The following is a 13,482-nucleotide window of genomic DNA, read 5'->3' as shown; positions in this document are numbered from 1 at the left end:
TGGCCTCCCCGCCCTCGGGCGTTCCTGCCAACGGATGAGAACTTTAGCCCAGCCGTCGCGAGAGTGCCAACTCGGGGGGTGCCCGGGCGCGCCCACGGCACGATACCCGACAAAGTTCTTATATCACCCCGTGAGCCACCTGGCTCCGTGAAATCGATTCGCCTTACCCGATCCCGACCACTTCCTGAGTCAGGAAATTGACTGGTAACTCATCGTATCGATGATAGTGCGTTACCGTGTTCGCCGTGACAAGACGTTCGGCCGAAGTACGCCTTGACTCGCTGCTGCGCACCGCCTGTGAGGTGATCGTGGAGCGTGGCCTGGCCAACACCCGCACCGCAGACGTGGCGGAAGCCGCCGGGGTGAGTCAGGCGCTGGTCTTCTACCATTTCTCCACCAAGGACCGGCTGCTCGCCGAGGCGTTCGCGTACGCCGCCGAGCAGGACCTGGCCCGACTCGACACGGTCGTCCGGTCGTCCGCCGAGCCGCTGGAGAAACTGAAGAAGATCATTCGGCTGTACGCCCCGACCGGCAAGTCCAAGGCGTGGACGCTATGGATCGACGGTTGGTCGGAGTCGCTGCGTACCCCCGCCTTGAACCGGGTGTGCCGCAACCTCGACCTGCGTTGGAAAGAGGCCCTGATCAAGGTAATCGCCACCGGGTGTGCCGACGGCACCTTCCAGTGTCCGGACCCGAAGGGCGCGGCTTGGCGGATCAACGCGCTGATCGACGGTCTGGCGGTGCAGGCCGCGATGCACGACCGGGTGGTTTCCCGCCGGCAGCTCACCGAGTGGATCCGGTTGGCCGTGGCGCGCGAGATCGGCCGCAAGCCGGAGGAGCTGGCCTGATCGTCGCCGCGTCGAAACGGTTCAAACCGCCGCTTGGCCCGCTGGGCGGGCGACTCGGCCTGCTCGGGACCGGTGGTTACGGCAACCGGCGTCCGGCCGACCTGCCACTGTCCGGCGACGACCGGTAGGCGGATAATCGCCCCGGGAGCGGCCCGGACCTACCACCGGTGACCGCGCGCCGCCCACGGAGAAGGAGGCCTGGGTGCCGGGAGCAGGGATCAGCATCCGGGACGTCGCCTCGCGGGCCGGCGTCTCCGTCGGCACGGTGTCGAACGTGCTCAACCGGCCGGACATCGTCGCGGTCGGCACCCGGTCCCGGGTGCTCGCCGCGATCAACGAACTCGGCTTCGTCCCCAACGACGCGGCCCGACAACTACGCCGGGGCCGGGGCCGCACGTTGGGCCTGGTGGTGCTGGACGTGGCCAACCCGTTCTTCACCGACGTGGCCCGGGGCGTCGAGGACGCCACCAGCGGTGCCGGCATGCCGGTGATCTTCTGCAACAGCGACGGCGACGCCGGCAAGGAGAGCGCCTACCTGGACCTGCTGGAGGAGCAGCGGGTGCAGGGGGTGCTGATCACCCCGGTCGACGACGCCAGCGACCGGCTGCTGCGGCTGCGCGATCGCGGCGTACTGGTGATTCTGCTGGACCGGCGGTCCCGCCGGCCGGACCTCTGCTCGGTCTCGGTCGACGACCGGCTCGGCGGCGAGCTGGCCCTGCGTCATCTGATCGACGCCGGGCACCGACGGATCGCGTACGTCGGCGGGCCCGGGCATCTGGAACAGGTCCGGGACCGGTACGCCGGGGCGCTCCGGGCGCTGACCGAGGCCGGACTCGACGAACGGCAGCTGCGCCGGTTCGATACGCCGAGCCTGACGGTGGCCGCCGGGCGGGACGCCGCCGCACGAATGCTCGGTGTGCCCCGCACCTCCCGGGTGACCGCCGTGTTCTGCGCCAACGACCTGCTGGCCCTCGGGGTCCTGCAGGGGCTGACTCGTCAGCAGGTACGGGTACCCGAGGACATCGCGCTGGTCGGCTACGACGACATCGAGTTCGCCGCGGCGGCGGCGGTGCCGCTGTCCTCGGTACGCCAGCCCCGGCAGCGGCTCGGGCAGACCGCGGCGGCTCTGCTGCTGGAGGAGGCGGCCAGCCCGGACTCGCACCGCCACCGCCAGGTGGTCTTCGAGCCGGAGCTGGTGGTCCGCGAGTCCAGTCAGGATACTCGCGGCACCCGATTGGGCGGCTGATCCACGACCTTGACAGCCCGTTTGGTCGCTCGTATGTTTGGGTCGGCTGTTGAAACGGTTCATCCGGGAGGTGCCGGTGCGGCGGTACTGCTTCGTGCTGCGGGTCCGACCGGATCGACTGGCTGAGTACCGGGCCCGGCACGCGGCCGTCTGGCCGGAGATGCTGCATGCACTGCGCGCCGCCGGCTGGCATGACTACGCACTCTTCCTGCACCCCGACGGCCTGCTGGTCGGCCATGTCCGGGCTGACGATCTGGCCGCCGCGCAGGCGGCGATGGCCCGCACCGAGGTCAACGCCCGGTGGCAGGCCGAGATGGCACCGTTCTTCACCGAACTGGGCGGCCGGCGCCCCGACGAGGGTTTCGTCCTGCTCGAGGAGATCTTCGACCTCGACGAGCAACTCGCCGCGCTCGACGGCCCGCGCCCTGGCGATGCCCGATCGCCGCGGCTGGGCCGGCCGCTGCCAGCCCAGCCGCCACGACCGGCAGAAGACCCGACTTCGTACCAGAAACGAGTGATATGATCCGCCGGATCAAGGACGCGCTCCGGGAACAGCGAATTGAGGTGCCGTCCTGGGCGTACGGCAACTCGGGCACCCGGTTCAAGGTGTTCGGCCAGCCCGGGGTGCCCCGTACCCCCGAGGAGAAGATCGCCGACGCGGCCCAGGTGCACGCGGTCACCGGCATCGCCCCCACGGTCTCACTGCACATCCCGTGGGACCGGGTCGACGACTACGCCCAGCTCGCCCGGCACGCCGCCGACCTGGGGGTACGGATCGGCACCATCAACGCCAACGTCTTCTCCGACGACGACTACCGCCTCGGCAGCGTCACCAATCCCGACCCCCGGATCCGGCGCAAGGCCGTCGCTCACCTGCTCGACTGTGTCGACGTAATGGACGCCACCGGGTCGACCGACCTGAAGCTGTGGTTCGCCGACGGCACCAACTACCCGGGCCAGGACAGCATTCGTGTCCGGCAGGACCGGCTCGCCGAGGCGCTCGACGTCACCTACGCCCGGCTCGGCGAGCATCAGCGGCTGCTGCTGGAGTACAAGCTGTTCGAGCCGGCCTTCTACACCACCGACGTGCCGGACTGGGGCACCGCGTACGCGCACTGCCTGCGACTCGGCGAGCGGGCCCAGGTGGTGATCGACACCGGCCACCACGCCCCGGGCACCAACATCGAGTTCATCGTGGCATTCCTGCTGCGGGCCGGGCGGCTCGGCGCCTTCGACTTCAACTCCCGGTTCTACGCCGACGACGATCTAATGGTCGGCGCCGCCGACCCGTTCCAGCTCTTCCGGATCATGTTCGAGATCGTCTCGGCGGACGCGCTGCGGCCGGCCAGCGGCATCAACTTCATGCTCGACCAGTGCCACAACATCGAGCCGAAGATCCCCGGCCAGATCCGGTCCGTCCTCAACGTCCAGGAGGCCACCGCCAAGGCGCTGCTGGTCGACACGGCGGCACTGGCCGTCGCGCAGTCCACCGGGGACGTGCTGGGCGCCAACGCCGTGCTGATGGACGCCTATCACACCGACGTACGGCCGTTGCTCCGCGAGCTACGCGCCGAGCAGGGGCTGGACCCGGATCCGATGGCCGCCTACGCCCGCAGCGGGTACGCCGAACGGATCGTCGCCGAACGGGCCGACGGCCAGCCGGCCGGTTGGGGGGCCTGACATGGCCGGACAGCCACAGACCGACCGACAGCCACAGACCGCCGGGCATCCCGAGGTCGCCGCGCTGCTGGCCCGCGGCCACCGGCTGGGCGCTGACCGGCGGACCACGAACTACGGTGGCGGCAACATCTCCGTCAAGGCCACCGCCGACGACCCGGTTACCGGCGACCCGGTCGAGCTGATGTGGGTCAAGGGTTCCGGCGGCGACATCGGCACGTTGACCGACGCCGGGCTGGCGGTGCTGCGGGTCGACCGCCTGCACGAGCTGGCCGGACGCTACCTGGGCCGGCGACACGGCAAGCCGGTCGGGCCGCGACGTGAGGACGAGATGGTGCCGGCGCTCGACTACTGCCTGCACGGTCGGGGCGGCGGGGCCCCGTCGATCGACACCGCGATGCACGGCCTGATCGACGCCGCCCACGTCGACCACCTGCACCCGGAGGCCGGGCTGGCCTTCGCCACGGCGGCCGACGGGCCCGAGCTGACCCGGCGCTGCTTCGGCGACCGGGTGCTGTGGGTGCCGTGGCGGCGGCCCGGCTTCCAGTTGGGCGTCGACATCGCCGCACTTGCCCGGGACAATCCGCAGGCGATCGGCGTGATCCTCGGCGGGCACGGGATCACCGCGTGGGGGGCGACCAGCGACGAGTGCGAAGCCCGGTCAATGGAGATCATCTCCAGCATCGACCGGTTCCTGGCCGAACACGGCCGGCCGGAGCCGTTCGGGCCGGTCCGGGACGGGTACGCGGCGCTCGCCGCCGACCAACGGGCCGCCCGCGCCGCCGCGCTCGCCCCGCTGATCCGTGGCCTGGTCAGCACCGACGGCCGGCAGGTCGGCCAGTTCAGCGACGACTCGGTGGTGCTGGACTTCCTGTCCCGTAGGGCGCTCCCCCGGCTGGCCGAGCTCGGTACCTCCTGCCCGGACCACTTCCTCCGGACCCGGGTCCGGCCTCTGCTGCTGGACCTGCCGGCGGACACCCCGCTGGCCGAGGTCCGCGACCGGCTCGGTGAGCTGCACCAGCGGTACCGGGACGCCTACCGGGCCTACTACCAACGGCACGCCGGACCGGACTCGCCGCCGATGCGCGGTGCCGATCCGACGATCGTGCTGGTGCCGGGGTTCGGCATGTTCAGCTACGGGCGGGACGCCGCGACGGCCCGGATCGCCGGCGAGTACTACCGCAACGCGATCGAGGCGATGCGCGGTGCCGAGGCGGTATCGATGTACACGCCAATCGACGAGGCGGAAAAGTTCCGCATCGAATACTGGGCGCTGGAAGAGGCGAAGCTGCGCCGGCTGCCGGCGTCCCGGCCGTTGGCTGGACGGGTCGCGCTGGTCACCGGCGGCGGGTCGGGCATCGGCGCGGCCACCGCCCGCCGGTTGGCCGGCGAGGGCGCCAGCGTGGTCGTCGCCGACCGCGACGGCGCGGCCGCCGCCGAGGTGGCCGGCAGGATCGGCGGGCCGGACCGGGCGGTCGCGGTCACCGTGGATGTCACCGACGCCAATGCGGTCGAGGCGGCACTGGCCCGTGCCGCGCTGGTCTTCGGTGGGGTCGACCTGGTCGTCAACAACGCCGGGTTGTCGCTGTCCCGGCCGCTGCTGGAAACCACCGACGACGACTGGGACCGGCAGCACCGGGTGATGGCACGCGGGTCGTTCCTGGTGTCCCGGGCCGCCGCCCGGATCATGGTCGACCAGGGTATCGGCGGCGATATCATCTACGTGGTCAGCAAGAACTCGGTGTTCGCCGGGCCGGAGAACGTCGCGTACGGCGCGGCAAAGGCGGATCAGGCGCACCAGGTGCGGCTGCTCGCCGCCGAACTGGGCGCACACGGCATCCGGGTGAACGGCGTCAACCCGGATGGCGTGGTCCGTGGCTCGGGGATCTTCGCCGCCGGCTGGGGTGCCCAGCGGGCCGCCATGTACGGCGTACCCGAGGCGGAGCTGGGCGCGTTCTACGCCCGCCGCACGCTGTTGAAGCGTGAGGTGCTGCCGGAGCACGTGGCGAACGCCGTCTTCGTGCTGGCCACCGACGACCTCTCCCACACCACCGGCACCCACCTGCCGGTCGACGCCGGCGTACCCGCTGCCTTCCTCCGGTGACCACCGACCGGGCGGCGGTGGCCGCCGTCGATCTCGGCGCGGCCAGCGGCCGGGTGATGCTCGGCGAGGTCGACCCGGACGGTGTCACGCTGACCGAGGTGCACCGGTTCGACAACGACGCGGTGCAGGTGGCCGGCACCCTGTACTGGGACGTACTGCGGCTGTACTCGCAGACCGTGACCGGGTTGCGGGCAGCGGTGGCCGGCCGGGCCGATCTGATGAGCATCGGCGTCGATTCGTGGGCGGTCGACTACGGGCTGTTGGACAGCGGGGGTGATCTGCTCGCCAACCCGGTGCACTACCGCGACCGGCGCACCGACGGGGTCGCCGACCGGGTGGTCGCCCGGCTCGGTGCCGACCGGCTTTACCGGACCACCGGCGTGCAGCAACTACCGTTCAACACACTGTTCCAGCTGGTCGCGGCCGCCGACACGCCGACGCTGGCGGCCGCCGACCGGCTGCTGATGATCCCCGACCTGCTCGCCTACTGGCTGACCGGGCAGGCCGGCACCGAGGTCACCAACGCCTCCACCACCCAGCTGCTCGACGTGCACACCCGCCGCTGGGCGACAGACGTGATCGCCGACGCCGGCATCCCGCAGCGGCTCTTCGGCCCGCTGCGCCGGCCGGGTGAGCCGGCCGGCGAACTGCGTCGTCAGGTACGGTCCGCGATCGGCGCCGACCGGCCGGTGCCGGTGACCACGGTCGGCTCGCACGACACCGCGTCGGCGGTGGTCGCCGTACCGGCGGTGGACGGATCGTTCGCGTTCATCTCGTGCGGCACCTGGTCGCTGGTCGGGCTCGAACTGACCGCACCGGTGCTGTCGACGGCCAGCCGGGCGGCGAATTTCAGCAACGAGGCCGGCATCGACGGCACCGTACGGTATCTGCGTAACGTGATGGGTCTCTGGCTGCTGCAGGAATGCCTACGGCACTGGCGGGAGCGGGGCCGGCCGGTGGAGCTGGCGGCGGTACTCACGCAGGCCGCCCGCCAGCCGCCGCTCGCCGCGGTGGTCAACCCGGACGACCCGGTGTTCCTGCCACCCGGTGACATGCCGGCCCGGCTGGCCCGGGCGTGCGCGGACACCGGTCAGCCGGTGCCGGACTCGCCCGCCGCCGTGGTCCGCTGCGTCGTCGACAGCCTCGCCCTCGCCCACCGGTCGGCGGTACGTCAGGCGGCCGAACTCGCCGACCACGAGGTGACCGTGGTGCATCTGGTCGGCGGCGGGGCCCGCAACGAACTGCTCTGCCAGCTCACCGCGGACGCCTGCCGGCTACCGGTGGTCGCCGGCCCGGTCGAGGCGACCGCGCTCGGCAACGTCGTGGTGCAGGCCCGAGCCGCCGGCACCGTCCGGGGCGGGCTCGCCGAGCTGCGGGCGTTGATCCGACGCGGTCGCCGGTTACGAACGTACCTGCCCACGGCGGCCGGCGCCGAAGCCTGGTCGGCGGCGGCCGCCCGGGTCGGTCTGCCGGCCTAAGCCGAAGCGACCTCTCCGGCCGGCCCGACTCGACGGGCTCCAGCCGCCGAACGGGGGTGCCTTGGCACCCACACCGGCACCGGCGACGGCCGGCACCGCGTCGTCGGGGTCGGCGAGGCCGCGCATCAGCCGGGCCCGGACCCGCAGCAGCAAACCGAAGCCGACGAAGACCATCGCGCCACCGGCGATGAACCAGGCGACCGGGATACCGGAGGCATCGCCGGCCGGGATCGCGTCCACCGGCTGCGGTCCGCCACCGCCGACACCGGCCGGTGCGTCGCCGCCCGGCACTTCGGCCCCGGGTTGGCTGTCCACCGGCTCCTCGGCCGGTTCGGACGGCTCGGGATCCGAGCCACCCGGCTCGCCGACCACCGGCAGGGTCGCCGCGGTGTCGGCCAGCAGCTGTGTGTTCTCGTCGTACGCCTCGACGGTGAAGGTCACCTTGCCCTCGGCGTCGTCGGCGAAGCTGAACTGGTACTGCGCGGTGACCGTGCGGTCGGCGCAGAGGATGCCGGGATCGAGCTGCACGTCGGTCAGCCGCGCGTCGTCACCGTCGGTCTGCACGTCGACCGCGAACGCCGTGCCCTGCTCGACCCGGGCAGCCCGGATCTCGTCGAGGCCGACACCGTCCGAGCGCAGCACCAACGACCAGCGGACCTTCTCGCACTCGCCGCCGAGGTTCCGGCTGACCACCACGGTCATCTCGACTGTCCCGGCACCCGCGACCGCCTCGTCCGGCAGCTCGGTGACCTGCGCCCGGTAGCCGGCCTGGGCGAACGCCGGTGTCGCCGCGGTCAGCATCAGTCCGGCCACTGCGGCCAGCCCGACCCCGACCCGGACCGCGATTCGCCCCACCCAGCTCACCACCTTCTCCGGGTTGCCACCCGGCATCCGTACCGTGTCCACTGGCCACAGTACGGCCGTACCGCTGGACCGGACAGGGTCCGTTCTTCTCACCCAGTGCGAACTGAAACGGGTTAATTCACCACCTGTGGTGAACCGGTAACCGCTGGCCGCGACCAGCGCTCGCCGGACCGGCCGGCACAATCCGGATGGTGACCACTGATCTGTCAAGCGCCGAGCTGTCGACCTTCGTCCGTGCCCACGCCCGGCTCGCCCCGGTTACCTACGTGCCGGAACTGCGGCTCTACCAGGCGGCCGAGCCGATCGGCCTGTGGGAGCTGGCCGAGGGTGAGTTCCGCAGCGAACAACCACCGCCATTCTGGGCGTTCCCCTGGGCCGGCGGTCAGGCGTTGGCCCGGTTCCTGCTGGATCATCCGCAGACCGTCGCCGGCCTGCGGGTGCTCGACCTGGCCAGCGGCTCCGGGCTGGTCGCTATCGCGGCGGCCAGGGCCGGAGCGGCGACGGTACGCGCGGTCGACGTGGACCCGGTTGCCGGTGCCGCCGCCGGGCTCAACGCCGCCGCGAACCAGGTACGGCTGGACGTCACCGTCGCCGACCTGCTCGACGGCGATCACGGCGACGCGCAGGTGGTGCTGGCCGGTGACGTGTTCTACAGCGAGGCGATGGCCGCGCGGATGCTGCGCTTCCTGCTGGGTGCCGCCGCCGACGGGGCCCGGGTGCTGGTCGGTGACCCGGACCGGGCGTACCTGCCCCGGGAGCGGTTCACCGAGCTGGCCGACTACCAGGTGCCGGTGCCGCCGGCGCTGGAGAGCGTCCGGGTACGGCGTGCCCGGGTCTGGCAGCTGCGCCCGCCGGTACGCCGGCCGGGGCGGGCGCTAGCGTGACCGGGTGCTGTTCCGCAACTGGGAGAGGCTTGACGACCGGTGGCCGCCGGTGGTCCGCGTCGCCGACCACACCGGTGCCCCGCATCTGCTGGTGACCCGACACGCCCTGGTCCGTCAGGTGCTCGCCGATCCGGCGACCTTCCGGCCGGACAACGCCCTGGACGCGGTCACCCCGGTGCCGGTGGCCGCGCTGCGGGTGCTGGCCTCGTACGGCTTCCGGCTACCGCCGACGCTGGCGAACAACGGCACCGCGAGCCATCCGGCGATCCGGGCGGTGGTCGCCGAGGCGCTGCACCCGACCCGGGTCGCCGGTCAGCGGGACTGGCTGGCCGGGCTGGTCAGCGAGCGGGTGGCCGGGCTGGCCGCGAAGCTGGCCGCCGGCGGCCGGGTCGACCTGTACGCCGGGCTGGCCGCCGACCTGCCGCTGCTGGTGCTGGCCCGGCTGGTCGAGTTGCCGCCGGCCGCGACCGACACGGTGAAGCGGTTCGCCCGCGCAGCGCTGGAGCTGTTCTGGGCCCCGGTGGACGCTGACCGACAGCACGAGCTGGCCCACACGGTGGGCCGGTTCCACACCGTGCTGCGCGACTTCGCGGTGACCGGCGGCGGGCTGGCGAAGTCGCTGCGCGAGGCCGGTCAGCCGACCGATTCGGTGGTCGGCGCGCTGTTCTTCCTGCTGGTCGCCGGACAGGAGACCACCTCGCAGTTCCTGACGCTGCTGCTGCACCGGCTGGCCGGCGAGCCGGCAGTACTCGCCGGGCTCACCGACGGATCGATCAACGTCGACGATGTGGTCGAGGAGGGACTGCGACTGGTGCCGCCGATCGTCACCTGGCGGCGGCGGACGGCGCTCGACACGACGGTGGCGGGCGTGCCGGCGCCCGCTGGGTCGAGCGTCGTGCTCTGGCTGGCGGCGGCCGGCCGGGATTCGGCCGTGGTGGCGCGGACCGACCAGTTCGTCCCCGGTCAGCCGGGTTCCCGCCGGCACCTGGCCTTCGGCGCGGGGGCGCACCGCTGCGTGGGGGCACAGCTGGCCAGGATGGAGACGGCGGTGGTGGTCGAGCAGGCGGTGCCGCTGCTCACCGGTGCCGAGGTGGTCCGGGCGCCGTGGTCACCGGACAACCTGTCATTCCGGATGCCGGACGCGCTGGTGATCCGACGGCCGGGCTCCGCCGTGGCCGACTGACCAGCGCCGGCCCGGCTGCCGCAGGTTGACCCTGCACAGAGGTCGGGCGGTCAGCTGGTCTCGTCCGCCCACGCCCGCCAGTCGTCCAGTACGCCGTACAGCGCCGGGGTCAGCCAGCCGGGCGCGGAGCGGCGGAACACCCCGGGTTCGAGGGTGCCGGCGCCATCGGGCACCGCGCCGACCATGGTCGGGACCAGTTCACTCAGGTTCGCCCAGTGCACCAGTTCGGGCTCGGCCGGCCAGGCGCCGAGCACCACGCCGGCGGGGACCGCCCGGCGGTCCAGCGCCTCCAGGGTCAACGCGGTGTGGTTGAGGGTGCCCAGCCCGGCCCGGGACACCACCACCGCCGGCGCGCCGAGCGACACCGCCAGGTCGGCGATGGTCCACGGCTCGCCGGACGGTCGCAGGCCCATCGGCACCAGCAGCCCGCCGGCCCCTTCGACGAGCACCAGGTCGTGCTTGTCGGCCTCCTCGCGTACCGCGTCGACGGCCGCGTACAGCTCCAGCGGCTCGGCCGCGGCGACCCGGGCGGCGGCCAACGGGGCCAGCGGCTCCGGGTAGCTGGCGATGGTGCGCACGGTGGCCGGGTCGGCCAGCCGGGTCACCACGTCGGCGTCCGACGGCTCGCCGGTCACCGTGCCGGTCTGACCTGGTTTGACCATCGCCACCCGCAGGCCGGCGGCCTGGGCGGCGGCGGCGACCGCCGCGGTCACCACGGTCTTGCCGACGCCGGTGTCGGTGCCGGTGACGACCACCGCACCGTGCCAGCCGGTCACGGCGCACACTCCACGATCACGTCGAGCGCCCGGTCGAAGTCGGCCCGGGGGATCCCGACGTTGACCGTGATCCGCAGCCGGGCCCGCTGGTCCGGGGTGGACGGTGGCCGGAAGCAGCCGACCGCGACCCCCCGGTCGCGGCAGTCCCGCGCCCAGGCGAGCGCGGTCTCCGGCCCGGGCGCGCCGAGCGACACCACCCCGCCGGCCGGAGGCCCGCCGAGGTCCAGACCGGCACCGGTGAACCGGCCCACGGCGGCGGCGACCCGGTCGGTCAGTTCGACCCGCAGCCGCGCCCCGTCGCGGGCCAGCGTCAGTGCTGCGTGTACCCCGGCGGCGACCGCCGGGGCGAGCGCGGTGTCGAAAATGAACGTACGCCCGGTGTCGACCACGTGCCGAATCAGCGGCTGCGGCCCGGCCAGCACTCCCCCGGCACCGCCGAGCGCCTTGGACAGGGTCGCGGTGACCACCACGTCGGGTTGGCCGGCGAGCCCGGCGGCGGCAACGCCGCCGGCACCGGCCGGCCCGATGACACCGAGCGCGTGTGCGTCGTCGACCAGCAGCAGCGCACCGTGCCGGCGGACGACCGCGTGCAGCGCGGCCAGCGGCGCCGGGTCGCCGTCGACGGAGAAGACCGACTCGGTGACGACCACCGCGGGCCGCCCGGGGTGGGCGGTCAGCACCGCGTCCACGGCAGCCGGGTCGGCGTGCGCGACGACCTCGGTCTGCGCGCCGGCGAGCCGGCCGCCGTCGATCAGCGAGGCGTGATTGTGCGCGTCGCAGACCAGCAGGGTACGGGGCCGGACCAGCGCCCGGACCGCACCGAGGTTGGCCAGGTAGCCGGAGGAGAAGACCAGCGCGCGGTCGGTGCCGAGCCAGTCGGCCAGATCGGTCTCGAGCGCGGCGTGCGCGGCGGTGGAGCCACGGACCAGCCGCGAGCCGGTCGCGCCGAGGCCGTACCGGTGCAGGGCGTCTGCCGCCGCGGCGACCACCTCGGCGCGGGTGGCCAGCCCGAGGTAGTCGTTGCCGGCCAGGTCGGTCAGCGGGTCGTCGGCGGTACGGTTGCGCAGCTCGCGGGCCAGCCCGGCCTTGACCCGCAGCTCGGCCCGCCGCCGCAGGCCGTCCAACCAGTCCGCCACGGGTCCCCCTCGTCGTTCGCGCCGCCTTGTAGGGTACGCACATGTCCGACATCCTCGACCTAGCCCGCGCCCAAGTCCTGGAGCGTGGCGTCGGCCTCGACGAGGCCGGGGTCCTCGCTGTGCTAGGGCTGCCCGACGACCGGGTCCCGGCCGCGCTGCAACTCGCCCACGAGGTGCGGACGCGCTGGTGCGGGCCGGAGGTCGAGGTGGAGGGAATCGTTTCGCTCAAGACCGGCGGCTGTCCAGAGGACTGCCACTTCTGCTCCCAGTCCGGCCTGTTCGCCTCACCGGTACGGGCGGTGTGGCTGGACATCCCGTCACTGGTCGAGGCGGCGAAGCAGACGGCGGCGACCGGGGCCACCGAGTTCTGCATCGTGGCGGCGGTGCGGGGGCCGGACGCACGGCTGATGCGGCAGATGCGCGAGGGTGTCGCCGCGATCCGGGCCGAGGTGGACATCCAGGTCGCGGCGTCGCTCGGGATGCTGACCCAGGAGCAGGTCGACGAACTGGTCGACATGGGGGTGCACCGGTACAACCACAACCTGGAGACCTGCCGCTCCTACTTTCCGAATGTGGTGACCACGCACAGCTTCGAGGAGCGGTGGGAGACGCTGCGGATGGTGCGAGACTCCGGCATGGAGGTGTGCTGCGGCGGCATCCTCGGGCTGGGCGAGACGATCGAGCAGCGGGCCGAGTTCGCCGCGCAGCTGGCCGCGCTGGACCCGCACGAGGTGCCGCTGAACTTCCTCAACCCACGGCCCGGCACTCCGCTGGGTGACCGACCGGTGGTCGAGGCCCGCGACGCGTTACGCGCCATCGCCGGCTTCCGGCTGGCGATGCCACGAACAATTCTGCGGTACGCCGGCGGCCGGGAAATCACGCTCGGTGATCTAGGCACCCGGGACGGGCTGCTCGGCGGCATCAACGCGGTGATCGTCGGCAACTACCTGACTACTCTGGGCCGCCCGGCGACAGAGGATCTGGCGCTGCTGGACGACCTTAAGATGCCGGTCAAGGCGCTGTCTGCGACGATCTGAGCGGCCGGGCGTGCAGGCGATCTGGTGCGACCGGTGTGGTACCGGGACCAGCACCGGCAACCACGATGACTGCGCCGCGGCGCGGGCCTGGGAGCCACCCCGCTTCTGTACCAGGTGCCGGCGACGGATGAAGGTACAGGTGCTACCGGCCGGTTGGTCGGCGCGGTGCGTCGAACACGGCGAGGTCCGGCCGAGCTGACCCGCCCTGCTGTGCCACCCGGCCGGCCTGACCGGCGGCGGCCTGGCCGC

At 72.7% G+C, this 13,482-nt stretch carries 13 protein-coding genes; 10 read left to right on the top strand and 3 right to left on the bottom strand.

Annotated features, from left to right (window positions below; translation table 11 throughout):
- The first annotated feature begins 245 nt into the window (after positions 1-245).
- From ACFHW1_RS21515 to ACFHW1_RS21490, 6 genes are all read left to right on the top strand, one after another.
- Positions 246-848, top strand: a complete 603-nt coding sequence (locus ACFHW1_RS21515) for a TetR/AcrR family transcriptional regulator (RefSeq protein WP_278168229.1) — start codon at positions 246-248, stop codon at positions 846-848.
- A gap of 202 nt (positions 849-1,050) precedes the next feature.
- Positions 1,051-2,094, top strand: a complete 1,044-nt coding sequence (locus ACFHW1_RS21510) for a LacI family DNA-binding transcriptional regulator (RefSeq protein ID WP_416568385.1) — start codon at positions 1,051-1,053, stop codon at positions 2,092-2,094.
- 49 nt (positions 2,095-2,143) lie between these two features.
- Positions 2,144-2,617 (top strand): L-rhamnose mutarotase, encoded by a 474-nt coding sequence (locus ACFHW1_RS21505; RefSeq protein WP_416568386.1) that lies wholly within the window; start codon positions 2,144-2,146, stop codon positions 2,615-2,617.
- A complete protein-coding gene (gene rhaI / locus ACFHW1_RS21500) occupies positions 2,614-3,774 on the top strand; it encodes an L-rhamnose isomerase (protein ID WP_416568387.1) in 1,161 nt (386 codons plus the stop codon). The genes ACFHW1_RS21505 and rhaI overlap by 4 nt, the downstream gene beginning before the upstream one ends.
- Before the next feature lies 1 nt (position 3,775).
- Complete coding sequence (locus tag ACFHW1_RS21495) at positions 3,776-5,875, top strand: bifunctional aldolase/short-chain dehydrogenase (RefSeq protein ID WP_416615979.1); 2,100 nt, start codon at positions 3,776-3,778, stop codon at positions 5,873-5,875.
- On the top strand, positions 5,872-7,353 hold the full coding sequence (locus ACFHW1_RS21490; RefSeq protein ID WP_416615978.1) for a rhamnulokinase: 1,482 nt from the start codon (positions 5,872-5,874) through the stop codon (positions 7,351-7,353). Before ACFHW1_RS21495 ends, ACFHW1_RS21490 begins: the two co-directional genes overlap by 4 nt.
- Here ACFHW1_RS21490 and ACFHW1_RS21485 read toward each other — a convergent pair.
- On the bottom strand, positions 7,276-8,310 hold the full coding sequence (locus tag ACFHW1_RS21485) for a hypothetical protein (protein WP_416615976.1): 1,035 nt from the start codon (positions 8,308-8,310) through the stop codon (positions 7,276-7,278). The genes ACFHW1_RS21490 and ACFHW1_RS21485 overlap by 78 nt on opposite strands.
- A 98-nt stretch (positions 8,311-8,408) precedes the next feature.
- On the opposite strand from ACFHW1_RS21485, the gene ACFHW1_RS21480 reads away from it, so the two are divergent.
- Complete coding sequence (locus tag ACFHW1_RS21480) at positions 8,409-9,101, top strand: class I SAM-dependent methyltransferase (RefSeq protein ID WP_416555679.1); 693 nt, start codon at positions 8,409-8,411, stop codon at positions 9,099-9,101.
- Positions 9,102-9,105: 4 nt separating this feature from the next.
- On the top strand, positions 9,106-10,284 hold the full coding sequence (locus ACFHW1_RS21475) for a cytochrome P450 (RefSeq protein ID WP_416555681.1): 1,179 nt from the start codon (positions 9,106-9,108) through the stop codon (positions 10,282-10,284).
- Between the two features lie 50 nt (positions 10,285-10,334).
- Here the strand turns inward: ACFHW1_RS21475 and bioD are convergent, their stop codons facing one another.
- Both bioD and ACFHW1_RS21465 read right to left on the bottom strand, forming a co-directional pair.
- Positions 10,335-11,039, bottom strand: a complete 705-nt coding sequence (gene bioD, locus ACFHW1_RS21470; protein WP_416615999.1) for a dethiobiotin synthase — start codon at positions 11,037-11,039, stop codon at positions 10,335-10,337.
- Between the two features lie 17 nt (positions 11,040-11,056).
- Entirely contained in the window at positions 11,057-12,196 is a 1,140-nt protein-coding gene (locus ACFHW1_RS21465; protein WP_416555683.1) for an 8-amino-7-oxononanoate synthase, read from the bottom strand.
- Positions 12,197-12,237: 41 nt separating this feature from the next.
- Between ACFHW1_RS21465 and bioB the strand changes: the two genes are divergently transcribed.
- On the top strand, positions 12,238-13,233 hold the full coding sequence (gene bioB / locus ACFHW1_RS21460; RefSeq protein ID WP_416555685.1) for a biotin synthase BioB: 996 nt from the start codon (positions 12,238-12,240) through the stop codon (positions 13,231-13,233).
- The gene (locus tag ACFHW1_RS21455; protein ID WP_416555760.1) at positions 13,220-13,432 is read left to right on the top strand and encodes a hypothetical protein; all 213 of its coding nucleotides are present in this window, start codon (positions 13,220-13,222) and stop codon (positions 13,430-13,432) included. Before bioB ends, ACFHW1_RS21455 begins: the two co-directional genes overlap by 14 nt.
- The last annotated feature ends 50 nt before the right edge of the window (positions 13,433-13,482 follow it).

This window comes from Micromonospora sp. LOL_014 (genome assembly GCF_048060245.1).
In the GTDB taxonomy this organism is placed as follows: Bacteria; Actinomycetota; Actinomycetes; order Mycobacteriales; family Micromonosporaceae; genus Micromonospora_E.
This window is presented reverse-complemented; position numbering and strand designations above follow the sequence as displayed.

Bases quoted from the DNA above. Each gene is read 5' to 3' on its own strand.
- rhaI (WP_416568387.1), top strand. From the start codon at position 2,614: ATGATCCGCCGGATCAAGGACGCGCTCCGGGAACAGCGAATTGAGGTG.
- bioB (WP_416555685.1), top strand. From the start codon at position 12,238: ATGTCCGACATCCTCGACCTAGCCCGCGCCCAAGTCCTGGAGCGTGGC.
- ACFHW1_RS21495 (WP_416615979.1), top strand. From the start codon at position 3,776: ATGGCCGGACAGCCACAGACCGACCGACAGCCACAGACCGCCGGGCAT.